This is a genomic window from Kribbella sp. NPDC050281 (assembly GCF_040655855.1).
Lineage (GTDB): Bacteria > Actinomycetota > Actinomycetes > Propionibacteriales > Kribbellaceae > Kribbella.
In genome coordinates this window covers 1-22141 of sequence record NZ_JBFAKS010000057.1, presented here as the reverse complement: position 1 = coordinate 22141, position 22141 = coordinate 1, and the positions used below count along the sequence as shown (strand labels likewise).

25 protein-coding genes and 1 tRNA gene are annotated in these 22141 nt (G+C 66.5%); 13 read left to right on the top strand and 13 right to left on the bottom strand.

All coding sequences use genetic code 11. The annotated features are described in order from the left end of the window. Nucleotides 1–55: 55 nt before the first annotated feature. Complete coding sequence (locus AB0I34_RS40070) at nucleotides 56–850, bottom strand: methyltransferase domain-containing protein (protein WP_360456498.1); 795 nt, start codon at nucleotides 848–850, stop codon at nucleotides 56–58. 167 nt (nucleotides 851–1017) lie between these two features. Here AB0I34_RS40070 and AB0I34_RS40065 point away from each other — a divergent pair, with 167 nt between their 5' ends. Both AB0I34_RS40065 and AB0I34_RS40060 read left to right on the top strand, forming a co-directional pair. Continuing rightward, entirely contained in the window at nucleotides 1018–1314 is a 297-nt protein-coding gene (locus AB0I34_RS40065; protein WP_360456495.1) for a putative quinol monooxygenase, read from the top strand. Continuing rightward, nucleotides 1311–2084, top strand: coding sequence for an isocitrate lyase/phosphoenolpyruvate mutase family protein (locus AB0I34_RS40060; protein WP_360456493.1), 774 nt, complete (start codon nucleotides 1311–1313; stop codon nucleotides 2082–2084). Before AB0I34_RS40065 ends, AB0I34_RS40060 begins: the two co-directional genes overlap by 4 nt. Here the strand turns inward: AB0I34_RS40060 and AB0I34_RS40055 are convergent. Then, a complete protein-coding gene (locus tag AB0I34_RS40055; RefSeq protein WP_360456490.1) occupies nucleotides 2027–3199 on the bottom strand; it encodes a helix-turn-helix domain-containing protein in 1173 nt (390 codons plus the stop codon). The genes AB0I34_RS40060 and AB0I34_RS40055 overlap by 58 nt on opposite strands. Nucleotides 3200–3336: 137 nt before the next feature. On the opposite strand from AB0I34_RS40055, the gene AB0I34_RS40050 reads away from it, so the two are divergent. The 3 genes from AB0I34_RS40050 to AB0I34_RS40040 all read left to right on the top strand — a co-directional run bounded on the left by AB0I34_RS40050 (nucleotide 3337) and on the right by AB0I34_RS40040 (nucleotide 5561). After that, entirely contained in the window at nucleotides 3337–3882 is a 546-nt protein-coding gene (locus AB0I34_RS40050; RefSeq protein WP_360456487.1) for an AAA family ATPase, read from the top strand. 120 nt (nucleotides 3883–4002) lie between these two features. After that, nucleotides 4003–4680: an RraA family protein gene (locus tag AB0I34_RS40045; protein ID WP_360456484.1), complete on the top strand. Its 678-nt coding sequence runs from the start codon at nucleotides 4003–4005 to the stop codon at nucleotides 4678–4680. Beyond that, complete coding sequence (locus AB0I34_RS40040; protein WP_360456481.1) at nucleotides 4677–5561, top strand: aldo/keto reductase; 885 nt, start codon at nucleotides 4677–4679, stop codon at nucleotides 5559–5561. The genes AB0I34_RS40045 and AB0I34_RS40040 overlap by 4 nt, the downstream gene beginning before the upstream one ends. On the opposite strand, the gene AB0I34_RS40035 is transcribed toward AB0I34_RS40040, so the two are convergent. After that, nucleotides 5562–6446, bottom strand: coding sequence for an LLM class flavin-dependent oxidoreductase (locus AB0I34_RS40035; RefSeq protein WP_360456478.1), 885 nt, complete (start codon nucleotides 6444–6446; stop codon nucleotides 5562–5564). It lies immediately after the preceding gene. A 92-nt stretch (nucleotides 6447–6538) separates the two neighbouring features. On the opposite strand from AB0I34_RS40035, the gene AB0I34_RS40030 reads away from it, so the two are divergent. Further along, entirely contained in the window at nucleotides 6539–6964 is a 426-nt protein-coding gene (locus tag AB0I34_RS40030; protein WP_360456475.1) for a MarR family transcriptional regulator, read from the top strand. Beyond that, nucleotides 6965–7639 carry an alpha/beta fold hydrolase gene (locus tag AB0I34_RS40025; RefSeq protein ID WP_360456472.1) on the top strand — a complete coding sequence of 225 codons (675 nt, stop codon included), beginning with the start codon at nucleotides 6965–6967 and terminating at the stop codon, nucleotides 7637–7639. A gap of 2 nt (nucleotides 7640–7641) precedes the next feature. Here AB0I34_RS40025 and AB0I34_RS40020 read toward each other — a convergent pair whose 3' ends face one another. From AB0I34_RS40020 to AB0I34_RS39995, 6 genes are all read right to left on the bottom strand, one after another. Further along, nucleotides 7642–8163 carry a YciI family protein gene (locus AB0I34_RS40020; protein WP_360456469.1) on the bottom strand — a complete coding sequence of 174 codons (522 nt, stop codon included), beginning with the start codon at nucleotides 8161–8163 and terminating at the stop codon, nucleotides 7642–7644. A 19-nt stretch (nucleotides 8164–8182) separates the two neighbouring features. Further along, nucleotides 8183–9286 (bottom strand): hypothetical protein, encoded by a 1104-nt coding sequence (locus tag AB0I34_RS40015; RefSeq protein WP_360456466.1) that lies wholly within the window; start codon nucleotides 9284–9286, stop codon nucleotides 8183–8185. A 72-nt stretch (nucleotides 9287–9358) separates the two neighbouring features. Beyond that, nucleotides 9359–9523, bottom strand: a complete 165-nt coding sequence (locus AB0I34_RS40010; protein ID WP_360456463.1) for a hypothetical protein — start codon at nucleotides 9521–9523, stop codon at nucleotides 9359–9361. A gap of 189 nt (nucleotides 9524–9712) precedes the next feature. Next, nucleotides 9713–9970, bottom strand: coding sequence for a hypothetical protein (locus AB0I34_RS40005; protein WP_360456460.1), 258 nt, complete (start codon nucleotides 9968–9970; stop codon nucleotides 9713–9715). Nucleotides 9971–10172: 202 nt separating this feature from the next. After that, nucleotides 10173–10964, bottom strand: a complete 792-nt coding sequence (locus tag AB0I34_RS40000) for a class I SAM-dependent methyltransferase (RefSeq protein ID WP_360456457.1) — start codon at nucleotides 10962–10964, stop codon at nucleotides 10173–10175. A 180-nt stretch (nucleotides 10965–11144) separates the two neighbouring features. Next, on the bottom strand, nucleotides 11145–11681 hold the full coding sequence (locus AB0I34_RS39995) for an ATP-binding protein (RefSeq protein ID WP_360456455.1): 537 nt from the start codon (nucleotides 11679–11681) through the stop codon (nucleotides 11145–11147). A gap of 388 nt (nucleotides 11682–12069) precedes the next feature. On the opposite strand from AB0I34_RS39995, the gene AB0I34_RS39990 reads away from it, so the two are divergent. Further along, on the top strand, nucleotides 12070–14115 hold the full coding sequence (locus tag AB0I34_RS39990) for an MDR family MFS transporter (RefSeq protein WP_360456451.1): 2046 nt from the start codon (nucleotides 12070–12072) through the stop codon (nucleotides 14113–14115). Between the two features lie 792 nt (nucleotides 14116–14907). Here the strand turns inward: AB0I34_RS39990 and AB0I34_RS39985 are convergent. From AB0I34_RS39985 to AB0I34_RS39975, 3 genes are all read right to left on the bottom strand, one after another. Beyond that, on the bottom strand, nucleotides 14908–15321 hold the full coding sequence (locus AB0I34_RS39985) for a hypothetical protein (RefSeq protein WP_360456448.1): 414 nt from the start codon (nucleotides 15319–15321) through the stop codon (nucleotides 14908–14910). Then, nucleotides 15318–15890, bottom strand: coding sequence for a hypothetical protein (locus AB0I34_RS39980; RefSeq protein ID WP_360456445.1), 573 nt, complete (start codon nucleotides 15888–15890; stop codon nucleotides 15318–15320). Before AB0I34_RS39980 ends, AB0I34_RS39985 begins: the two co-directional genes overlap by 4 nt. Before the next feature lie 451 nt (nucleotides 15891–16341). Then, nucleotides 16342–17124 (bottom strand): hypothetical protein, encoded by a 783-nt coding sequence (locus AB0I34_RS39975; RefSeq protein ID WP_360456442.1) that lies wholly within the window; start codon nucleotides 17122–17124, stop codon nucleotides 16342–16344. A gap of 59 nt (nucleotides 17125–17183) precedes the next feature. Between AB0I34_RS39975 and AB0I34_RS39970 the strand changes: the two genes are divergently transcribed. Both AB0I34_RS39970 and AB0I34_RS39965 read left to right on the top strand, forming a co-directional pair. Next, complete coding sequence (locus AB0I34_RS39970) at nucleotides 17184–18302, top strand: tyrosine-type recombinase/integrase (protein ID WP_360456439.1); 1119 nt, start codon at nucleotides 17184–17186, stop codon at nucleotides 18300–18302. A 418-nt stretch (nucleotides 18303–18720) separates the two neighbouring features. Then, entirely contained in the window at nucleotides 18721–19449 is a 729-nt protein-coding gene (locus AB0I34_RS39965) for a hypothetical protein (protein WP_360456432.1), read from the top strand. A 492-nt stretch (nucleotides 19450–19941) separates the two neighbouring features. On the opposite strand, the gene AB0I34_RS39960 is transcribed toward AB0I34_RS39965, so the two are convergent. Next, nucleotides 19942–20027: transfer RNA gene (locus AB0I34_RS39960), tRNA-Tyr, on the bottom strand. 82 nt (nucleotides 20028–20109) lie between these two features. On the opposite strand from AB0I34_RS39960, the gene AB0I34_RS39955 reads away from it, so the two are divergent. From AB0I34_RS39955 to AB0I34_RS39945, 3 genes are all read left to right on the top strand, one after another. Further along, the gene (locus AB0I34_RS39955) at nucleotides 20110–20601 is read left to right on the top strand and encodes a YajQ family cyclic di-GMP-binding protein (RefSeq protein WP_131361200.1); all 492 of its coding nucleotides are present in this window, start codon (nucleotides 20110–20112) and stop codon (nucleotides 20599–20601) included. Between the two features lie 205 nt (nucleotides 20602–20806). After that, the gene (locus AB0I34_RS39950) at nucleotides 20807–21001 is read left to right on the top strand and encodes a hypothetical protein (RefSeq protein ID WP_360456428.1); all 195 of its coding nucleotides are present in this window, start codon (nucleotides 20807–20809) and stop codon (nucleotides 20999–21001) included. Nucleotides 21002–21119: 118 nt separating this feature from the next. Next, entirely contained in the window at nucleotides 21120–22055 is a 936-nt protein-coding gene (locus AB0I34_RS39945; protein WP_360456425.1) for a phosphotransferase, read from the top strand. Nucleotides 22056–22141 lie beyond the last annotated feature (86 nt).

Below are 22141 nucleotides of genomic sequence, written 5' to 3'. Positions count from 1 at the left end.
AGCCTGAGCGTGACGCGCCCGGATCAGGCCGACTTGGTGAGTGCCACAAGTCCGGCTAGGCGGTGCAGAGGAGTTCGCCGTGGAGAATGGAGATCCAGCCGTCGGGGCGGGCTGCCCAGGTCTTCCAGGCCGCGGAGATCGCGTTGAGCGTCTTCTCCGGTACGCCGGCTCGGCGAGCCTGGTCGGACATCGCCGACTGCAGGATGCGGTCGGCCCACATTCCTCCCCAGAACGCGCGTCCCGCTTCGTCGGCGAAGGTCCAGGTGCTCGCCGTCGCGTCCACCTTCTCGAAGCCGGCCTCCAAGGCCCAGCTCAGCAGTCGCCGGCCGGCATCCGGTTCGCCACCGTTCGCGCGCGCCATCCGCTGGTAGAGGTCCATCCACTCGTCGAGCTCGGGCAGCTCCGGATACCACGTGAAGCCGTGGTAGTCCGAGTCCCGGACCGCGACGATCCCACCCGGCTTGCAGACCCGCCGCATCTCCCGGAGCGCCTGCACCGGATCCGCCACATGCTGCAGCACCTGGTGCGCATGGACCACGTCGTACGTGTCGTCCGGAAGGTCCAGCGCATGGACGTCGCCGACCACGAACTCCACCTCGAGATCGAGCTTCGCGAAGGTCGCGCGAGTGATGCCGAGCGCCTCGTCCGTCGCTTCGAGGGCCGTGGCCGGTCCCGGCTCGACCAGTCGGGCGAGGTCGGCGGTGATGGTGCCGGGACCTGCGCCGACGTCGAGCAACGCCATCCCCGGCCGCAGATGCGGAAGCAGGTAACCAGCCGAGTTCTCCGCGGTCCGCCAGCTGTGCGACCGCAACACCGACTCATGATGCCCATGCGTGTACACGTTGTTCATCCCAGGCTCCTTTGCCCTCTGCCGACTTTCTCACGCTAACCCAGAATCTTGTTTCGTGAGACATATCGTCTCGAATATTGGAAGCACGGAGATGGCCGAATATGGCCAGACTGGAGCTGGGCGACGAGTGAGGCTTGGGTTGTTCAGTCGGACTCAGGAGGAACCAAGTGCTGGCCAAGGTGTTTCCGATCAAGTTGAAGGATGGCAATCAGGCGGCGGCCGAGGAACTGGTGCGGGAGTTCGCGCCGGTGGGGCCGGGAGCCGAGGAGGGGACGTTGTCGTTCCGCGTCTATCGCGATCCGGCCAACCCGGACTATTTGCTCTTCGTCGAGCACTTCGCGGATCAGGCGGCGTACGACGCGCACACCGGGTCGGCGGCGTACCGGGAGCTGATCGCGGGGAAGTTCGCCGGGCTGATCGTGGAGTTCGTCGAGATCGATCATGAACTGCTGGTGAGCCTGTGAGCAGCCAGGTCGAGTTGGCACGGCGGTTGCGCGCCTTGCATGAGCGGCCGCCGTTGGTGTTGCCGAATGCGTGGGATGCCGGGTCGGCGCGGGCGATCGAGGCGGCTGGCGCCGCGGCGATCGCGACCACCAGTGCGGGCGTCTCGTGGGCGGCTGGCGTCGCCGATGCCGGCGGGTTGGATCGTACGGCGGCGATCGCGGCGGTCCGCGCGATCGTCGCGGCCGTGTCGGTGCCGGTGACCGCGGACGTCGAGTCCGGCTACGGCGATGTCGAGGCAACGGTTGCCGACGTCATCGAGGCCGGTGCTGTCGGCATCAACCTCGAGGACAGCTCTGGCGGCTCGCTGATCGACCCGGCCTTGCAGGCCGAGCGGATCGCTGCCGCGCGAGCCATTGACCGCGAGCTCGTCATCAACGCGCGGACGGATACCTATCTGTTCGGCGACGGGAGCGGAACGATCGAACGCGCAAAGCTGTACGCCGAAGCCGGCGCGGATGTGCTGTTCGTCCCGGGGGTCGTTGATGCCGCGACGATTCGCGAACTGGTGGCGGCGTCGCCGTTGCCGCTCAACGTGATGGTCGGCCCGGGCGCGCCCACGGTTGCCGAGCTCACTGCGCTCGGAGTGACGCGGATCAGCGTCGGCCCGGCGATCACCGCCGGCGCCTACGGGTTGGCGACGGCCGCGGCGAAGGAACTACTGACGAGCGGCACCTACGAGGCGCTGTCCACCGCGGCGGAGTTCGGCAAGCTCAACTCTCTCCTCCGCTGACCGCCCAGCCGCATCGCGATCTGGCGGGCTGCATTGGCGCTGACGCCGGGCACGGTCTCCAAGGAGCCGATCCCGGCGTCTTGGTCGAGCACAAGATTGCCTGAAGCAACTGCTTGCGCCAGCGGCCCGACCAGCTCGGCCTCGGTCAGCGCCTCCGCACCCGGAAACGCGTGCGTGAGGCCGTGGCCGAGCCCCGCGACTGGAACGCCGTACACCTCGACGAGCTTGCGCAGTACGTCGTACGCGTCCTCAGGCGGTAGCTGATCGCGGACCACCGCCCGGACCGCGACCTCGAATGGCCCCCACGCGCCCGGCACGCGGACGTCCGGGTCGGCCTCGACGGCGACGAGTCGCGCGGCTCGCTCGACGACGTGGATGACACCCTCCCAGTACGGGAGATGTGCGTGCAGCAGCAGGTGATCAGGCCCGCCGGGACCGATCTCGAGCAGACCGGGATCGCCATCGAGAGAAATGGTCCGGCGGTAGACACCGTCCTCGACCGACTCGACGCCAGGGATCGCCTGCGACGCGAGGAACGCGCTCATCGCCTCCCAGTCGTACGGCGTGGTGAACGGCAACCGCAGCGCCAGGCCACCATCGGCGACCAGGCGATCGGTCCGGCGCCGCCGGTCGCGGAGCTCGCGCGGGGACGCCCGGAAGATCTCACGCATCGCGCGGTTGAACTGCCGCAGACTCCCGAAGCCGGACCCGAACGCGATGTCCGCGATGGACAGATCGCTGTCATCGAGGAGTCTGCGGGCGAAGTGGGCACGCCTCGAGCGGGCGAACTGGTCCGGCGTGACGCCGAGGTGCTCGTGGAACAACCTGCGTAGGTGGCGCGTCGACAGCCCGAGCCGCGCGCCGAGCGCCGCCTCGCCGGACTCGTCCAGCACACCGGCGATGATCAGTTGAACAGCGCGGCAGACGAGCTCGGGCGCCTCGTCCGGCACGGTCCCCGCGACCCGGTACGGCCGGCAGCGCAGGCAGGCGCGGTATCCGGCCGCCTCGGCGGCCGCCGCCAGCTCGAAGGTCCGCACGTTCTCCGCCCGGGGCTTCGCCCCGCATCCGGGCCGGCAGTAGATGCCCGTCGTACGAACCGCGGAATAGGTCGTCATCCGTCCACTGTCACCCCCTGCCCACCGACGTTCTGGCCACATCCGGACCTCACGCTAACCGCCCGCACGGACACTTTTCGGTGACGTCTCCCGGAATCCTGGTGCGGGCGGACGTCGGGGGTGGCTAGGGTGCGGCGGTGCAGTCCAAACCTCTTGTCGTAGTGGTGAGTGGCCCGCCAGGGACCGGGAAGACAACGCTGGCTCATCAGGTGGCCGCCGCGATCGGGTGCCCGGCGATCTGCCGGGACGAGATCAAGGAGGGGATGGCGCACGCGACGCCCGGCTTCGTACCCGGCCCGGGCGACCCGCTGACGATGCGGACGCTGTCCACCTTCTTCGACGTGATCGGGCTGCTGGTCGGCCGCGGTACGACGATCGTGGCCGAAGCCGCGTTCCAGGACCGGATCTGGAGTCCCGGCCTGACCCCGCTGCTCAACCGCGCCGACCTTCGGATCATCCACTGCACGGTCCCCGCCGACGTTGCGCTCGCCCGGATCACCGCACGTACGGCGACCGACCCGAAACGGACCGCGCACGAGGACGCACAGATCAGCGCCGACGCTCGACTGCGGACCCACAACGCCTTCCAGGCGGTCGATCTGCCGGTCCCGTCCCTGACGGTCGACACCTCCAGCGAGGCCTACAATCCGTCGTTGGCCGAGATCGTCGCGTTCCTGTCGTAGCCGTACAGATCGACAGGAGGTGTCGGCCTCTGGGCCGGACTTGCGTGGCGCGGCTGACTCGGGTGGAGCGCGGGGGGCGGAACACCTCCTGTCCATATGTACGGTGAGAAGGGATCGAGCATGCTGTTCGAAGGTTTGACGACGGCGCATGTCGCGGACGCGTGTCTTCGGGCCGGTGTGCCTGTGCGGACCGCGTCGCTGACGGCTGTGGTCGGAGGTCGGGTGGCCGGACGGGTGTTGCCTGCCCAGCATGTGGGTAGTGTCGACGTCTTCTTCGAGGCGTTCGAGTCGGCCGAGGACGGCGACGTACTGGTTGTGGACAACGGCGGACGGCGGGACGAGGCGTGCGTGGGCGACCTGGTCGCGCTCGAGGCCAAGGCCGCCGGACTCGCCGGGATCGTGATCTGGGGACTGCATCGCGACACGGTCGACATCACGGCGATCGGGCTGCCGGTGTTCAGCCTCGGCGCGATGCCGACCGGGCCGTTGCGGCTCGATCCGCAACCCGACGACGCGTTGTCCACGGCAACTATCGGGGACTGGTCGGTGAGCCGGGACGACGTCGTCCTGGGTGACGAGGACGGTGTGGTCTTCGTGCCGGCCGATCGGGTCGACGAGGTGGCCGAGCTGGCCGAGTCCATCCGCGACACCGAACATCGGCAGGCGGCCGAGATCCGGGCTGGACGGTCGTTGCGGGAGCAGGTGCGGTTCGCGGACTACCTGACGGCGCGGGCGACCGATCCCTCACTGACTTTCCGGCAACATCTACGCGCAGTTCGAGGAGCGATCGAGGAATGAGCACCGCGGATACCGCAGGCACCTGGAAGCTGGGCGACGTCACCGTCAACCGGATGGGTTTCGGAGCCATGCGGATCACCCCGAACCCGGATCGTCAGGTGGCGATCCGGGTCCTGCGACGGGCAGTCGAGCTCGGCGTGAACCACATCGACACGGCTGCGTTCTACTGTTCGCCGGGCGGGACGCTGCGGGTCGGCGAGGGCGAGGCGCGGTATGCGAACGAGCTGATCCGGGAGGCCTTGGCGCCGTACCCGGACGAGCTCGTCATCACGACCAAGGTCGGTCCGGGTGAGAACCCTGAGCGTGGTTTCTACCACGCGACGACCGCGGCCGAGCTGCGGACGCAGGTCGAGACGAACCTGCGCCAGCTCGGCCTCGACCGCCTCGACGTCGTCAACCTGCGCATCATGAAGAAGGCGGGCGCCGACTCCATCGCCGACCGGTTCGGGGCGCTCGCGGACCTGCGCGACGCCGGCCTGATCCGTCAGCTCGGGGTGTCGAACGTGCGCGCCGACCACCTGGACGAGGCGCTGGCGATCGCGCCGGTCGTGTGCGTGCAGAACAGCTACGCCATCGATCTGCGCCGTGAAGAGGACGCGCTGATCCGGCTGTGCGCCGAGCGGGACATCGCCTACGTACCGTTCTTCGCGATCGCCGGCGCGGAGCGTGAGAGCGGCGTGACACCGCAGGCCTCGTCCGCTGTCGAGGCGATCGCCGGCCAGCACGGCGTCTCGCCTCAACAGATCCGCCTGGCGTGGACTCTGCATCAAGGTCCGAACGTCCTGGCCATCCCGGGCACCGGGAACCCTGCTCACCTCGAGGAGAACATCGCCGCCGGTGCCATCCGGTTGTCGCCCGCCGAGCTAGCGGCGCTGGGCTGACTAGCCGACCGCGGCCCGCACTGCGGGGACAACCTCCTGCGCCCACCTCGCGACCTGGACGTCGTACGCGTCGGCGCCTCGCGGGAACAAGGTGAACCCGGCAGCGCCGTGCTCGAGGATCGCGCCGGTGAGTTCCTCGATCCACTGCGCGGGGGAACCACCGATCCAGCGGCCTTCGTCATCGCGGGTACGGCGAGCCGGGGACGCGGTGAGTGCGCCGGGGAAGTTGTAGATCGTGGCGACGTCGGACGGCTTGCGGCCGACCGACAACGCAGCCTCGTCGATGATCGGGCGGGACCAGCGGTAGCGGTCGCTCAGCCAGTCCGCCGCGCGACCCGGGATCCAGCCGTCCGCCTGCCGGCCGGTCGCGGCGAGCGACTTCGGGCCGTTCGAGCCGGTCCAGATGAGCGGCGCGGGAACGTTCGCCGGCTTGAGCTGCCCGATCGGGTAGTGCTTGGTCGGTTCGGGGCGACCGCCGTCGGACATCGTGTGGAGGAGCTGCATCGCCTCCTCGAAGGCCTCGACCGCTTCGGCGGGCCGCAGTTCCGGTACGCCCATCGTGGTGATCCGGTCCCAGGCGCCGCCCGCGCCGAGGCCGAGGATGAACCGCCCGTCGGACAGCGCCGCGAGGGAGGTCGCCGTACGCGCAAGCACCGGGGCCGGGCGCAGCGGGAGGTTGGTGACGTTGACGAACGCGGACAGACGCTGGGTGCGGCCGAGGAGTACGCCGATCGTCGCGTAGCCGTCGAGGAGATCGGCGACGTACGGGTGATCCGAGACCGAGACATGGTCCAGCCCGTACCGGTCGGCCTGCGCGGCCAGGCGCAGCAGGGCGGTCGCGTCGTGAACGTCGGCCGGGGAGCCGTAGCCGAACTTGGGGGTCATGATGAGGTCTCCTTTTAGTTCGTAGACCTAAATAGTAGCGCTACGAACTATGAGATCTGCAAACTGTTTGCTGACCGGACTACCATGAGGGCATGGCCACGACGACAGCGCGGGACACGGACCTGGCCGGTGCCCTGGTCCAGACGATGCACGTGCTGCAGGACCTGTACGCCGAGACCAGCCGGCCGCTCGGCCTCACCCCGCAGCAGGCCCACCTGCTCTGCGTGCTGCTGGGGGGCCCGCTCGGGATGACCGAGCTCAGCCGCATCCTCAGCATCGAACGCTCCAGCCTGACGAGCATGGTCGACCGCCTCGAACGCCGCGACCTGGTCAGCCGAATCCCCAACCCCACCGACCGCCGGGCCTGCCAGATCGAGCTGACGGCCCCCGGCCTCGCCCTTGCGCACGACGCCCACAACGGCTTCACCGAGCGCATCGGCGCGATGACCACGGGTCTGACCGTGGCCGACCGTCGTACCCTCGCGGCGACCCTGCAGAAGATCGTCGCCGAGGCCTGAGTGCCCGGGGTCATCCGCGCTGGGGCCCGGATCGCCTACGAGGTGAGCGGTGACGGGCCGGCCGTCGTACTGGTCCGGAACAACCGGCGACCGCGGGACTTTCGACCGGCCGACTGGCTCGCCGACCGGTTCCGGGTCGTGCAGGTGCATCCGATCGGGTTCGGCGCGAGTGAGCGGCCGGCGGAGTACGACTTCGGGAGCATCGCCGAGCAGGTGCTGGCAGTACTCGACCACGAGGGCATCGACCGGTTCGTGGTGTGGGGGTTCTCCCAGCCGGCCTGCATGGCGGCGATGGTCGCGCGCTCGACGAGCCGCGCGGCGGGCCTCGTCATGGGCGGAGTCCCGCCGATCGGATTCCCGACCGACGGCGACATGCGCCGGATGGAACGGGAGCCTCGGTTACGCCGCCCGCCGTTGGAGTTCTGGCGCGCCTACCGATCCCATGACTGGCATCACGAGCTCAGGTGCTTCACCGGCACCAAGATCGTGTACGTCGGGACTGCGGACCAGGCGATCAACCGGGTCCGGCGCCTGAAGCCGGTCCTCCGAGGCATCGGCTGTGTGTGTCTGGAGTTCGAGGGACTCGACCACGCTGCGTCTTCTCTGGGCGTGGACACACCGGATGGCCGGCTGATCGTCGAGGCCGTGGTGGACCACCTGCCCGACAGGTGGTGAGGTCAGCGGCGGCCGCCGAACTCCCACGGGAGGACTTCGGCGTCGGGTGCCTCGACCAGAACTGCGGCCGCTTCAGGCTGGGGAGCTTCGACGAGCGCGGCGCGGCCCAGGTGTTTGCCGGCGTCCAGGCTGAGGAGGTCGCCGTACATGATGAGGTGCGGTGAGGTGAGCGGCCGGGGCTCGTCGTCGGTGATGACGAGGTAGCGGTTGTACCCCTCGACGGCGTTCGCGAAGTCCCACATGGTGCTGCCGACGTGCTTGCGGAATCGGTGGATCACGATCGAGTCGAAGGCACCGGCGCGGTAGTACGGCTCGTCGTACGCGAAGGTGTGGACGGCCTCGTCGTCCGGCAGATCGACGATGTGCAGGCTGCCGGTCGTTTCCTCGCCGTCCGCAGTCAGCGTGGGACCACGGGCGACGAGTTCCTCGGCGTACCGATCCATGAACGCCCAGTGCTCCTCGTTGAGGTTCACCTTGACGTCGTACCCACCGAGCCGGTCCCGTCCGTACACGAAGTACTCCACGGGACCGGACCTTAGCCGGTCAGGAGTTCGCCGCCAGATGGAGGCGGAGGATGGAGTCGTAGTCGACGATCTCGATGGCGGCGTCGGTCACGTCGGCGGGGTTGACCGTGTCCTGGGTGCCGATCACCAGCAGCTTGCGCGGGTCGCTGACGTCGACGCCGTACTTCGTCTGGGCGAAGGCACGGTGCTCTGGGGACGTGAAGTAGTCCGCGTACCGAGCGAGGGCGGCCGCGCCGTCGTGCACCGACGTCGTGCGGTGGTGCTTCTTGCCCTCCAGCAGCGGGAGACCGAGGTCGCCGACGATGTGGTTGCCGTCCGCGGTCTCGAGGATGAAGTCCGGCTGCAACGCGTCGCCGTCCTCCTGCCGCTCGAGGAACGGCCGGCGGATCAGCCGGGTCGCATCGAACGCCGACAGCAGGATGCTCTCGTTGTCCTCGAGGAACTGGTCGACAGTCGAGTCCGGCAGGCCGTGTCCGAGGTACGTGCTCGCGAACGGCGAGCCCTTCAGATCCAGATCGCCCACCGGAACGCTCAGGGTGCCGATCGGGTCGAGGTGGTCGGCGGCCTGAGCGTAGTTCCGCAGGAAGGCGAGGTACTTGTCGGCCGGCTCGGAGCGGTGGATCGCGAGCGCGAAGAACGTCCAGTGGACCCGGATCGACGCGCCGACGGTGTGCACCAGCAGGACCCGGTCGAAAGTCGAGAAGTTGCCCGGCGCGAACTGCAGGATCTGCTCGCCCGGACCGGTGAACTCGTTGCCGATCATCTTGTCCGCACCCGGGAACCGATCCACCAGCTCCCGCCGGCCGACCTCGGTCGCGACGGTGGCGTCCTTGAACAGGTTCTCCCCCGGCAGCGTGACCACCGGCGCACCATCACCGAGCCCGAAGTACTCCTCGACGCTCGCCGCCTTCCGTCGCCGTACCTCGAGCGACCGGTACTCCCGGCTCACCCCGACCAGCTCCAGGATGTTCCAGTCCGGCGTCTCCGTCAGCACCATCATCCGCGGAAACAGCAACGGCCCCGGCAGCTCGTTCCGGTGACTCCCGGCCAGGTGCTCCCCCACCCCCTTGAGGTGCTCCCCCCAGAACTGACCATTCACCTTCACGAACTCAGTGGGCTTCATCGCCTGCTCTCTCCTCGGGTCATGCGCCGTCTCAACAACCAACTCCCGGCTGCTCCACCCATATTCCCTCGCTCAGCGTGGCAGCAGCACACCCCGGTCCCGGAGCACGTGAGTGACCGGCCCGGACAGCTCGGCGTACACCAGCGCCTCGTCGACGCTGGAGAACCCGGCGGTGAACAGCTCAAGCGCGCACACGAGGCGCTCAGCCTCTTGCATCGTGAGCCCGCAGACGGTCATCGGACACCTCGCGCGGACCGATCGGCGCGACACAGCTCAAACCACTGCATGATTCCCCCCACGTTGTTCTTCCCCTCCAGCCCCGACCTACTAATCGCGCTCCACCCCGTTCTGTTACGCAGCGGGTGGCATCCCGCCTCCGAGAGGGGATGCCACCCGCCATGTCACCGCACCGGCCTAACGGTCAGTTCATTCCTCCCACTGGAACTGCCAGCCCAGAGCACAGGGCCACTCGGGCGCGCAGGTCGTGTTCGGATCCCGGTACCAGACGTCGGACACCGCGTACCCGTAGTGCCGGTACACGTTCTGCTTCTGAATGCACTCGTCCTGGCTCGCACAGGTGACGGTGTGGATGGTCTGCGTCTGCGCCTGGGCCACCGTCGCGCCGCCCGCAACCACGGCCACCGCGGCCGCGCCCATCGCAACCATTCGCCCGATCGATCTCATGCAGAATCTGCCTTCCTGTCAATTATATTGTTGCCCAATGCAACTCTCGCTCACGCTAGTACCAGCCGCGACGACCAGGCAAACGATTCGATCCAGCACAAATAGCGTTTAGCGAGTGCGTGCCGTGGGCAACGACCAGCCGTGGACCATCTGCGACTGCCAGGATGAGTACGGCGTACAGACGTCACAACTGGACACGGGCCTAGGACCCCTTGACCGCCTTGGTGGCGAAGTAGCCAGGCAGCCAGCCGGCCGTTACCTCCGAGTGGTGTGGCGCCTCGGCGAAGCCGGTGATGGCGAACCCCGCCGCGGTCTGCCCGCCGATCTGCTCGGTGAGCGTGTGGCTGTACTCCAGCGGCGAGTCGGCGCCCCACAGCCGCTCCCGCTCGCCTGGCTCCAGATGGGTGACGTCGCTGTACGGCAGGCGGTGCCGCACGACCAGCTCGCCGCGCGTGTCCATCGCCTCCGCGTCGAAGAGGTAGACGTCCGGGTTGACGAAGCCGGACAGCAGCGTGCCGCCCGGCCGCAGCACGCGGTGGCACTCCCGCCAGACCGGGGCCGGCTCGGGGATGAACAGGTTGGAGACCGGGTGCACGACCAGGTCGAACGAGGCGTCCGGGAACCCGCTCAGGTCGCGAGCGTCGCCGAGCACGGTACGCACGTCGAGCCCCTCCCGCGCGGCGACCATCTCGTCCTGCGCGAGCTGGCCGGGCGAGTTGTCGAAGACGGTCACCCGCGCGCCCGCCGCGGCGAGCACCGGACCCTGCTGCCCGCCACCGGAGGCGAGGCAGAGCACGTCGCAGGCGGCGATGTCCGGAGGAAACCAGGCCGGGTCGACTGGCTCGTACCCCATGAGGACGATGGACCACTCACCGGCCCGCGCCTTCGCGACCACCTCGGGTGTCACCGGCCGCGACCACTCGTTGCCCTTCTCCACCTCGCGGTCCCAGGCGCGGCGATTGTGGGCGACAGGATCTGTGTGCGGCTCGCTCATGCGCCGAATGCTAGCCGCGCCGTGCTCCCGCCTCCGCCGCATTTCCGGCCACCACCCGATCCGGGCCATGCCCTGCCAGCGCAGCCGGCCAACGCACGCTCATAGCCGATGAGCGGTCGCGGGCCGCGCCCTCGGCCAGGGGTCGTAGCCGCGGCTTGCAGGCGTGGAGAGGAGCAGACGTCAGAAGACCGACGGCGGCCAGCGATGCCCGCGCCACTCGTCCCAGGTCGAGAACCCAGCCGGAGGCTCATCAATAGGTTCGCTGCCGTCGAGTTCACCCGAAGTTGGAATGTCCATGGTGGCAGCCCACTCGACGAGTTCCTCGTCGGATATGTGCCAGGTCACGTGTGACGCCTCGGCGAGGCGCGGATCAAGCCGAGTCCGCTGCTCGGTTGGGGTGAGTTCGAAGTAGCGCAGCTCTACCATCGCGCCGAGGTCCAGCGCTGCTCGCCGGAGAGTGGAGCGCTCGTCTCGACTCCACAACCCGTAGTCGATCACGACGTTGTTGCCGAGTTCGAGGGCGCGCAACCCGACTTGGATGAGCCGTCCTTCGATCACCCTCTGGGCCGACGGGGGGTTCTCCTGTCCGAAGAGAGCCTTCACCCATTCGTCCTTCGTGAGACGAAGCGCCTTCTTCTCGACCTCGATCCGCCGCGCAGCTGTGGTCTTCCCGGTGCCTGGGAGCCCCACAGTCAGGAACAGCGTCGGTTGCCCCATGATCATCCCTCTCCGAGCGAGCGCCTCATCATCGCTGACATCCGTTCATGCCGCGATTCGTTTGTTGACGGCCGCACATCACCCGGCGGACGGGGTGTCGCACATCAGTCGACGGAGGGCATGACTGACCTTCGCCTGTCGTATGCCAGTTGACGCTTGACGGTTCGGTGCCACCTGATGGTTGACACCCTCGTCCAGGAGACCGACGGTACGGCGCGCTCGTCCGCTCCTGCCCGATGAGCGGGCGACTCTGTGAGGCCAACCCCGGTGCGACGCCGACCAGTCCGCGGCGGAGGCTCGTTGTCGCGACGCTTGCCGGTGGTCTGAGGCGCTCATAGAGTGCCCTGAGCGGCGATCTTCGCGGCGAAGCCATCCTCCTGGAGTGCGCATGGCGGTCGAGCAGACGCAGTCCGCGTCGCAGTCGGCGGCAGGGCCGGGGACGGTCGAGCGGCGGACGATGCGCTTGGTCTTCAGCACGGTGGCGCTCGGGATGCTGTTGGCGGCGCTCGATCAAACGATCGTGTCGACCGCACTGCCGTCGATCGTGAGCGATCTCGGCGGGGCCGGGCACCTGTCCTGGGTGGTCTCGTCCTACCTGCTCGCCGACACCATCGCGACCGTGCTGGCCGGCAAGTTCGGTGACCAGTTCGGCCGCAAGCGGGTGTTCCAGGTCGCTGCCGCGACATTCGTCGTCGCTTCAGCACTCTGCGGGCTCGCGCAGGGCATGCAGTGGCTGATCGCCTGGCGTGCCGTGCAAGGCTTCGCTGCTGGGTTGTTGATGGTCACCTCGATGGCGGTCATCGCCGACGTCATCCCACTACGTGAACGCGGCAAGTACCAGGGCGCGTTGGGCGCCGTGTTCGGAGTCACGACGGTGATCGGCCCGCTGCTCGGCGGCCTGTTCACAGATCACCTGTCCTGGCGGTGGGCGTTCTACGTCAATGTGCCGGTCGGCATCGTCGTTATCGTCCTGGCCGCGTTCACCATGCCGAGTATCCGTCCGGGCCTGCATCCGGTGATCGACTACCTCGGCATCGTGTTCGTGTCCATCGGCGCGGCCGGTCTGACCCTCGCTCTGTCCTGGGGTGGCACCGAGTACGCGTGGAGCTCGCTGACCATCATCGCCATGATCATCGGCTCCCTGGTCTCCTTGGCGATCTTCGTGCTCGTGGAGCGCCGAGCTGCCGACCCGATCCTCCCGTTGCGGCTGTTCCGATCCTCGGTCTTCGTCGTCTGCGTCATCCTGTCCTTCACCGTCGGATTCGCCATGCTCGGCGCGATCACGTTCTTGCCGACCTACCTGCAGTACGTCAATGGCGTGTCTGCCACCGATTCCGGCCTGCAGACCCTGCCATTGGTCGCCGGCTTGCTGGTGATGTCCATGGTCGCCGGCACTGTGGTGGGCAGGACCGGTCAGTACAAGATCTTCCCGGTCGTCGGCACGGCCGTCATTACGCTCGGCATGTTCCTGCTGTCCCGCATCGGTGCGGATACTCCGTACTGGCAGCTGGCCGTCGCCATGCTGGTGCTCGGCATCGGCATCGGCATGAGCATGCAGATCCTGACCATCGTGGTGCAGAGCACCGTCGCCTACCAAGACCTCGGCGTCGGCACTTCCGGAGTCACATTCTTCCGCACGCTGGGCAGCTCCTTCGGCGCCGCAGTCTTCGGGGCGGTCTACTCGAATGTCCTCAACGACAGGCTGCCCGCAGCGGTCGCCGCTTCACCAGGAGTCGACCCAGCCGCGGTGACCAGCCCGCAAGCCCTCCACGCCTACCCCGACGCGCAGATCGCGCCGATCGTCGATGCGTACGCCCATGCCATCCACGTCGTGTTCCTGGCTGCGATACCGGTGGCCCTCATCGCCTTCGTGGTCGCGCTCTTCCTCAAGCAGACACCGCTGCGCGGCACGGCCCGCGACACAGCACCCGACGTCGGCGAAGGCTTTGGCGTGCCCGAGGCAGCAGACGCCAACCAACAGCTGCAGGCCGCGATCGCGCGCCTCGTCCGAAACAAGGGGCGCACCGAGCTGCCCAAGGTCAGAGAACGTTCAGCGGCATCGTTCGGCGCGTCTGACGGCTGGAGCGTCGGCCAGGTCTACCTGCGATCCAGGCTCGGCAGGACCACTACGCTTGCGGAGATCGCCGCGCTGTACCACCTGCCACCTGACGTCCTCGCGCCGGCGTTCGAAGCGGCTGCCGCCAACGGATACCTCAGCAGGCACGATGGCCAGCTCGCCGTCACCGAAGCTGGCGCGCTCGAGGTGCAGAAGCTGATCACCGCGCTCAAAGCGTGGTTGGCCGACGAGCTCGCCGACTGGGGCGCCGAGGACCCAGAACTCAGCCGCGCACTCGGCGAGCTCGCGACCCAATTCGTCAACCAGGACCCTCAGCACGTCCCCGGACCAATGGGTCTCTTTGCATCCGCAAACTGAACGTCACCGACTCGGGACTCACTAGGGACGCCCAGCCGCGATCCGCGCCCCGACCTGTCGCGCGTCAGTTGGCGGACGAGCGTCGCGCATCAGTCGGCGGAGGACAGCCCGCCACCCGGGCTCATCCGGGTCGGCCTCTTGTGGGATGGGAAGGTCTCGGACTGAACGCAGCGCTGGGGCGCGGTCCCCCGCCGGGGCCACCCACGAGGCGGTCAAGCGGCAGATCGAGCTGACGCTCGGCGACGGGCGCCGGAGCGAGACCGCTGAGAAACTTCGACACCTATTAGACACAGACAGTCGTAGATCGCCGGTGCTGGCCGGAAACAGCGAGAGCCCCTGGACTGCGTTTTCGCAGGTCAGAGGCTCTTTTGGTGCTGGTGGCGGGTGCAGGGTTCGAACCTGCGTAGGCATACGCCGACAGATTTACAGAGGGCGCCTGCAACGGTCTGACCTGCGCGGATGTCACCAGTCAGTCGGACTTCCGCACCAGTTCCGCGTCGCCCACATCTCTCCGGGAGGTGTGGGCGCCCTTCCGAGCGCTCTCCGCGAGCAGTCAACAAGCGTCCGGCACGGTCCTCAGACCGCTTCCATGCCATGGATTTCCCGTGCGTTGAGGACAGCTTGTCCGCCGTTCCTTCGCGTCCACTGGCGTCCACTCGTGTCCGGACCGGTGCGCGGTTGTTGCCTCCCGGTTTGCCTCCCGATCTGCCGCCTCCGCCACTCGCCTCTTGCCGGGTCGACGACCTATCGATCGTACGGCCAGCTATCAGGGCGACGTGGCAAATCGCTGGGTCAGAACGGTGGTTCCTCGATGTCAAGGTCGTTCAGTGCAGCGTCAAGAACCGCATCGATGTCTAGAGCGCTCCTGCGAGCTGCGTCATACAGCAATTCGAGCGTTTCGTTCCACCGGGCAGGCTCGAATGTCTTTCCCGCCCATGGATCATCGGCCCTAGTCGGCTCCCCCACATAGGCCGTTTGCAAACTTTCAACAAGGGTTCCACGAGGATTTAGCAATCGAAGCACGTAACTCAGATCACCGTCACTATCGCGCCACTTGTCGACGATCAAGGATGATTTGGCACCTGCGAACAGAAATGCCTCCTCGTCATCTGTGGTCCGCCATGAGATCTGGCCTGCGAGCGTTCGCTCCAGTGATTTCTTGGCGAGCTCATGAAGACGATCGTTAACGCTCTTCTCAGTGCTCACTTGCTTGCCTCCTGCTCGTCCTTGGTCACCTGGGATGCGCTCTGGCCAACGAAGACGGTTAGCAGGTTGCAGGCTGTATGGATCGCTTCCCTCGCCTGACCACAGGCATCCAGAATCGGGCGCGAATCACTCAGCAGGGAGCTTGTCGATGTAGTAGCCAAGGATACGGATTCCTGCAACGACTTCAGAACCTTCCGAGGTGAGGGGCGGTCATCCAAAAGCAGTCCATTCACGTGGCCTGCTTGCCACCGCCAGTTGTCAAGATGCCTGCGTGTAAGAGCCCGATCGTTCTCCGCTATTGCGGCATCCATTTCCTGAGCAACCCACCGGAGTTGCGGGATCAGAATCAATATCTGATTAGCACGCAATTGGCGCTGGGTCCTATCGACTGCTGCCGTGGCAGCGTCGGCTGATTCCTTCGCGGCCGTTGCCTCTGTTCGGGCCTTGCGCGCCTGGCGCCAGGTAAACCAGAGTCCGACCAGACCAGCCGCAGCGCCGACGACCTGGGCCCAATCGACCCACGACACCTTCCACCAGGGGGCGGCAGCAGCGAGAAGGATGGAGACCACGAGCGCGATGATGGCACACTCCAACCCACCGGTCACTTTTGTCGACGGGTCACGCCTTGGGCGCGGCAGCCGCCCAGAAGCATGTGCCCTCTACGTGCCCTTGCCAGCGGTCAGTGATGGTCGCTCACGGGGTTGCATCGGGGATGGGCTTCCGAGTGTCGAGACCATCTGTGCGCTGCGGTTGCCGCTCTTCCAAACTTGCTAGTCGCGGGGGCACCTCGCGGTCCCTCACGACTGAGGGGGAGCAGCGAAGTCATGAGCGGCACGTGCGCCGACGCTTGGCCGGCGCGGACTGCAGTCTCTGGGTTATGAGTAGCCCGGAAGGTGTCTCACCGCCCAGATAGAGTTCCAGTGCCACCCGAATTCGAGGCCGGTTAGCGTCCCGGTTCGTCTCATCGATGCCAGGTTGTGCCATGCAGTTCGAAGCATCGTGGGTACCGATCCGGGTACATCAGCGATGGCTGCGTGCCAGGAGTTGGTAGCGCTCAACGGCCGCTCCGACAAGCTCATGGCCGAGTGTTGCCAGCCCTGTCACCAGATCCTCGTTCGACGCAACCTGCAGGGCCGCATACCCCCCGCCGGAATCCCAAGCATCCTGAAGTTCGTACCCGTGCATTACCGTCCAGTGCCGTCCGTGGGCAAGGCCAGATGACAGGCGCCACAGCCGGGGCCCGTCCGCTCCAGCCGGGCCCAACGCTTCACACGCCTGGTCGATGACAACAGATGCGCTCAACGTGCCCGCGACCCTCGATTGATCGAACCCGAGGCTGGCGGCGATCTCCCGTATCTGCCTGCACCGCGCTGAGGCGGTCTTGCCCTTTGGGCCGAGTACAGGAGGGCGAACCTTCTCGTATTCGGCGCGGTCGTTCATATCGCGGTGGTGAGCCCTAAGCGCCCGCAACAGGCGCTCCTGCCGCTCCCCTGGATGAACGAGCCACAGAGCGAAGCCAGCTTCCTCAAGCACCGAGCGAAGCAAGGTGACAGGAGCGACGAGATGCAACGCCCGAGCCTTGACGATCAGCTGTCGAAATGCATCAAGATGGTCGATCGCGCCAGTCAGTCCGGCGAGTACCAGGTGTGTCCCCGGATAGATCCCGAGCCGGCGATTGTCCTCCGCGAGCGCAGACCCTGGGGCAGGCCCGCCTAGCGATCCTTGCTGTGAGACGGCCATCCACCGCTCGATGTCGGAGAAGAGGTCGATCAAGTGGTCGAAGTTCGCAGACGTTCCGGGCATGCTGCCTAACCTGCTCGTCTGACTCAGGTTCCGCAATCAGGTTTCCGTCGAGCGTGCGTGTGGCTCGAGCTTCGGTCGGCAATCGCAACGGTGACGACCCGTTGTTGCCCAGCCGGCCAGCCGACGAAAGCCGACGCGTTCGCTTCATCCTCCGAAACTGGTCGTTCAACAAGGCCGCCCGCGGTGGAAGCTCCGTCACGGACGCAAGCCCGCCGGATACGGACGTCGACCGACTGCGGTGGGTCGCTGAGAACTCGCCGGACCTGTCCAAGCTGCGCGAAGCCCCGGTGATGCGACGTGCCCTGGATGCGCTCGCTGTGAAGCTAGATGGGAAAGCGGCTGCTCCGGCCACGATTACCCGCAAGCGATCGGCGTTCTATAGCGCTCTGGAATACGCGGTCGAACTGGATCTGTTCGAGGCCAATCCGATTGACAAGGTGCAGTGGACGAAGCCCGCCACCACCGACCTTGTTGACCGCCGAGTAGTCGCAAATCCCGACCAGGCGCGCGCACTGCTACGAGCTGTGCGGGAGATCTACCCCGCGTTGGAGGCGTCCTTCGGCTGTCTCTATTTCGCCGGCCTTAGGCCATCGGAGGCGAAGCACCTGCGTGCCGCGGACTGCAAGATCCCCACGGAAGGCTGGGGTGAGCTGCTGCTGGTGGGCTCGACTCAGCACACGGGAGCCGGGTGGACCGACGATGGCGAGGCGAGCGAGGACCGGAGTCTGAAGCACCGGCCAGACAAGGCGACTCGTCCCGTTCCGGCATGCCCTGAGCTGGTCGAACTGCTCCGCCGGCATATCGCCGAATTCCGCCTCGGACCCGACGGACGGTTGTTCGTCAGCCGCACAGGCAAGGCCGGTATCCCACTGCCGCCGCCGTACTGCAACCCGGTGTCCTCGAACACCTACGCCCGAGTATGGGCAAAAGCCCGCGTGCAGGCGCTAGGCGAAACACAGCTAGCCTCGCCGCTCGCGAGACGACCCTACGATCTCAGACACGCGGCCGTGTCGCTGTGGCTCAACGCAGGCGTGCCAGCGTCCCAGGTAGCTGAGTGGGCCGGGCACAGCGTCAACGTCCTGCTCAAGGTCTACGCCAAGTGCCTCGACGGCCAGGACGAGGCTGCCCGACACCGGATCGAAGCAGCGCTCTCGACCGAGTACCGACCGACTGCGTAATCCCCCAGAATGAACCGCACTGGGCACTGATGGTAGCCCCAAGAGGGCTGACGCCTCTGATCTGCCTTCCTGGTAGGTCAGAGGCGTTTCAGCTGTGCAGGGTGAGAACTCGGACAGATGGTCGACCTGGGCTGGCTGCTGACAGGGCGGGTGTGAAAGACGGCCGGCGCCGAGGCGATCGAAGGTGTCGTCAGATCTTCTGCCCTGAGGTCGTCTCTCACGCGGCCCTCATGATGAGGCTCCGACCGCCGACCGCAGCAAACGCTACTGTCTGAGGTTCTTGGTCTTATGCGCCGAGATCCTCGGCTGCGGCTGGGGCTGTTCGGAGGTTGGCCCTCTGATGCAGACTGAGCCACAGTTGAATCGTGTTTGTCCTGGCGACTCCTCGTTGGGCCGAGATCAACTTTGGGGAGGAACCTTGACGCAGACACCCGATCCGCGGCCCGCCACGACCTGGAATATGACGATGCGGATTTCGACTGACATGATTGAATCCCTTCTTCAATCCCAGGGTTTGAGCAGCGAACAGATATCTACTCAATCAGTTGAGCAGTTACAAGAATCGCTGCAGAAAGTGAACCAGTTGATCGACGCCTCAAGGTCCTCTGAGCGATCTGCCGGCCTCACTTTCTGGGTAATTCAAGGTCATCAAAAAGACCCAAGCTCATTGGCGATTTCGCAAAAGCTACTCGACCAGAAGTCGTTGATTTTGACGCGGCTCCAACAGTTGCAGCCCGCAGAGAAGATCCGAGAGATCCGAGAGGCGATTACAGCCAGGGTGCCGGATAGCACCGCACGCGCCTCCCTCCTCAAGGTCGTGGATGACGCAGTATCCGATCAGAAGAAGGAGCAAGAGCGACTTACCCACGAGAAGCAAGAGGTTGAGAGCGAGGAGCGTCGGCAGAAGCTCCAGATGGAGATGATGGAGAGACGTACGGCTATCTACCATACATTCCTGGAGCGTGAATCGATAGCTAGCATCGTCGGAGCCGTACTCCTTCTTCTGTTAGCGGGTTCATTGATCGTCGCGATGTTTGTTGGGACGGCCGTAACAGAGGTCGTATCTAACAGCTTCCTGCTCGTTCTTGGATACTTCTTCGGCCAAGGGGTCGCACGAATAGGACGCGGTAAGAGCACCGCGGACTGAGCCGCATCGACACACAATCGGTGGGGCGTGACCCGATCCGCGCCTGACGACGTAGAGCGATCAGGGCTTGATGCCTGGGTCCGCGGGACTCCACGCCCAACACGGCTTCGGCCCGGTTCACGCCGACCGAATGCGTCCAGGTCACCGAGCTCATCGACCTTCTTTGGTGAAACCCAGACCGCGATGGCGGAGCGCTTCACCACCAGCGACGCTCGGCATTTGTCCAGCCATCCCGTCTGCCTGCTGGGACGTCGAGACGCCCGTGAAGCCGACGAGATCGACCGGCAACGCCCCGCAGCTACCCGATCGCTGGTGACTACCTCGAGCGTCGTAGCGGGCCGGATCTACGAGCGCGGGCGGGCGCCGCTCGACGAACTTCCGCACGGATTCCGCACAGACCGCCGTAGGTCGCCGTTGCCAGCCGGACACAGCCGGACACGACGAAGCAGCCTCTGGTCTGCGGTTTTCGCAGGTCAGAGGCTCTTTTGGTGCTGGTGGCGGGTGCAGGGTTCGAACCTGCGTAGGCATACGCCGACAGATTTACAGTCTGCTCCCTTTGGCCGCTCGGGCAACCCGCCAGGGTGGTGCCGGTTCGTGAACCGGCGTGGGAGACGATACAACAGACAGTGCCCCTGACAGCAAATCGGAAAGGATGTGCCCATGGCTTCGGAGTCCTCCTTCGACATCGTGAACAAGGTCGACCGTCAGGAGGTGGACAACGCCGTGAACCAGGCGGCCAAGGAGATCAGCCAGCGGTTCGACTTCAAGAACGTGGACGCCGGGATCAAGTTGTCCGGTGAGGCGATCGACATGCAGGCGAACACCGAGGAGCGGGTGAACGCCGTACTGGACGTGTTCAAGGACAAGCTGGTCAAGCGGCAGATCTCGCTCAAGGGACTGGAGACGGACGAGCCGAAGTTGTCGGGGAAGATCTACAAGATCAACGCCTCGATCAGCGCCGGCATCACCCAGGAGAACGCGAAGAAGCTGTCCAAGCTGATCCGCGACGAGGGCCCCAAGGGCGTCAAGGCGCAGATCCAGGGCGAGGAACTGCGGGTCTCCAGCAAGAGCCGCGACGACCTGCAGTCGGTCCAGGCGCTGATCAAGGGCCAGGACCTCGACTTCGCCGTCCAGTTCGTCAACTACCGCTGAGCCTCCGTACACCGCTTAGTCCGCAAGACGCCGCGGTACGACGCCCCGCACGACGTCGTACCGGCGAGCAGGCAGGGATCTACCATTGCCCCTGGTGAGATCCGGGTGGTTCCGGGCCGCCGCGTCTGCCTTGACGGAAGGGCCTCCGGCGGACGTGCGCTCCGCCTGCCCGCCTCACCCTGAGTGGTGGAAGGGGGTGAGCCGCATGACCGGAACCCTCCCGAGGCCCGGTGCCGAGATCGACGTCGTCGTCACGTCGTCGAAGCCGTTCGGCCTGTTCGTCGAGATGGAGTCGGGCGTGCCTGGTCTCGTCCGCGGAGCCGGTGCCGAGGTCGGCACCGTCGTACGCGTGACCGAGTACGACGCCGTCGAGTCACGCTTCAGCGAGACACCAGCCTGACAGTCGCGAGGCCGGCCTGACCGTCGCGACGCCAGCCCGGCAGTCGCGATACAGGCCTGACGGTCGTGCCCGGTAATCGGGTCGCTTCGGCGGGCGGTTGCCGGGCATGCTGGCGGTCGTGGGAGACACGTTGATGCGGCGATGGCTGGCCGAGGACTTCGGGCTGGATGTGGTGGAACTCTCACCCGTGGCCCACGGGGCGGACATCGCCGCGCAGGTGTGGAAGGCGAGTACGGCGACCAACACGTACGCCGTCAAGTGGAGCGGCGCCGGCACGAACACCGGCCACCAGGTGGCGGCGTTCCTGGCGGACAGCGGGCTTCCGGGCGTGCCGGAGATGATCCGTACGACGGACAGCGGCCTGTGGAGCGTCCACGCGAAGAAGCGGCTCACGATCACGCCGTGGATCAACGGCGTACGCGCGGCCGAGACTGGGCTGACCGACGAGCAGTGGACGCAGTACGGCGTACTCCTGCGGCGGGTCCATGACGCGGAGCCGCCGCCCAGGCTGCGGGATGCGTTGCCCAGGCACAGTCACATCGACGCGCGGGTCCCGGCGATCGCCGAGAAGCTGCAGACACGGCTCGCCACGCAGGCGCCGGAGGACGAGATCGAGGAGGAGTTGGGGGCGGTCTGGAAGGAGCACGAGGACACGATCACGCACCTGCTGACCGCGCGGCCGCCGGAGCCGGTCGGTCCCCGGGTGATCTGCCACGGCGACCCGCATCTAGGCAACGTTCTCGTCGACGACGACCTGCATCTGATCGACTGGGACGACGTCATCCTCGCCCCGCCCGAGCAGGACCTGATGTTCATGCTCGGCGGCATGGGCGACGTCGGCCCGACCCACCCCGAACACCTCGACGCCTTCCTCACCGGCTACGGCCCGCACACCATCGACGACGAGGCCGTCCGCTACTACCGCCACGTCCGAGCGTTCGAAGACGTCTTCACCTGGTCCGACCAAGCCATCACCGGCCCCGACAACGCCTACGCCCTCCAAGTAACCAAAGGCATCCTCACCAAAGGCCTGGCCGCTCTCGCGATGAGCTAGTGCCCTGCGTCGGAGATCCCTTGAGCGATTGCGGTGTCCAGGTGCGTGCATCGCAAGGCGGAGAAGCGTCCTCGATGCGGGGCATC

Coding starts and splice junctions, on each gene's coding strand:
- AB0I34_RS40070 (WP_360456498.1), bottom strand. CDS start 850: ATGAACAACGTGTACACGCATGGGCATCATGAGTCGGTGTTGCGGTCG.
- AB0I34_RS40055 (WP_360456490.1), bottom strand. CDS start 3,199: ATGACGACCTATTCCGCGGTTCGTACGACGGGCATCTACTGCCGGCCC.
- AB0I34_RS40045 (WP_360456484.1), top strand. CDS start 4,003: ATGCTGTTCGAAGGTTTGACGACGGCGCATGTCGCGGACGCGTGTCTT.
- AB0I34_RS40040 (WP_360456481.1), top strand. CDS start 4,677: ATGAGCACCGCGGATACCGCAGGCACCTGGAAGCTGGGCGACGTCACC.
- AB0I34_RS40035 (WP_360456478.1), bottom strand. CDS start 6,446: ATGACCCCCAAGTTCGGCTACGGCTCCCCGGCCGACGTTCACGACGCG.
- AB0I34_RS40030 (WP_360456475.1), top strand. CDS start 6,539: ATGGCCACGACGACAGCGCGGGACACGGACCTGGCCGGTGCCCTGGTC.
- AB0I34_RS40015 (WP_360456466.1), bottom strand. CDS start 9,286: ATGAAGCCCACTGAGTTCGTGAAGGTGAATGGTCAGTTCTGGGGGGAG.
- AB0I34_RS40010 (WP_360456463.1), bottom strand. CDS start 9,523: ATGACCGTCTGCGGGCTCACGATGCAAGAGGCTGAGCGCCTCGTGTGC.
- AB0I34_RS40005 (WP_360456460.1), bottom strand. CDS start 9,970: ATGAGATCGATCGGGCGAATGGTTGCGATGGGCGCGGCCGCGGTGGCC.
- AB0I34_RS40000 (WP_360456457.1), bottom strand. CDS start 10,964: ATGAGCGAGCCGCACACAGATCCTGTCGCCCACAATCGCCGCGCCTGG.
- AB0I34_RS39995 (WP_360456455.1), bottom strand. CDS start 11,681: ATGGGGCAACCGACGCTGTTCCTGACTGTGGGGCTCCCAGGCACCGGG.
- AB0I34_RS39990 (WP_360456451.1), top strand. CDS start 12,070: ATGGCGGTCGAGCAGACGCAGTCCGCGTCGCAGTCGGCGGCAGGGCCG.
- AB0I34_RS39975 (WP_360456442.1), bottom strand. CDS start 17,124: ATGCCCGGAACGTCTGCGAACTTCGACCACTTGATCGACCTCTTCTCC.
- AB0I34_RS39955 (WP_131361200.1), top strand. CDS start 20,110: ATGGCTTCGGAGTCCTCCTTCGACATCGTGAACAAGGTCGACCGTCAG.
- AB0I34_RS39950 (WP_360456428.1), top strand. CDS start 20,807: ATGACCGGAACCCTCCCGAGGCCCGGTGCCGAGATCGACGTCGTCGTC.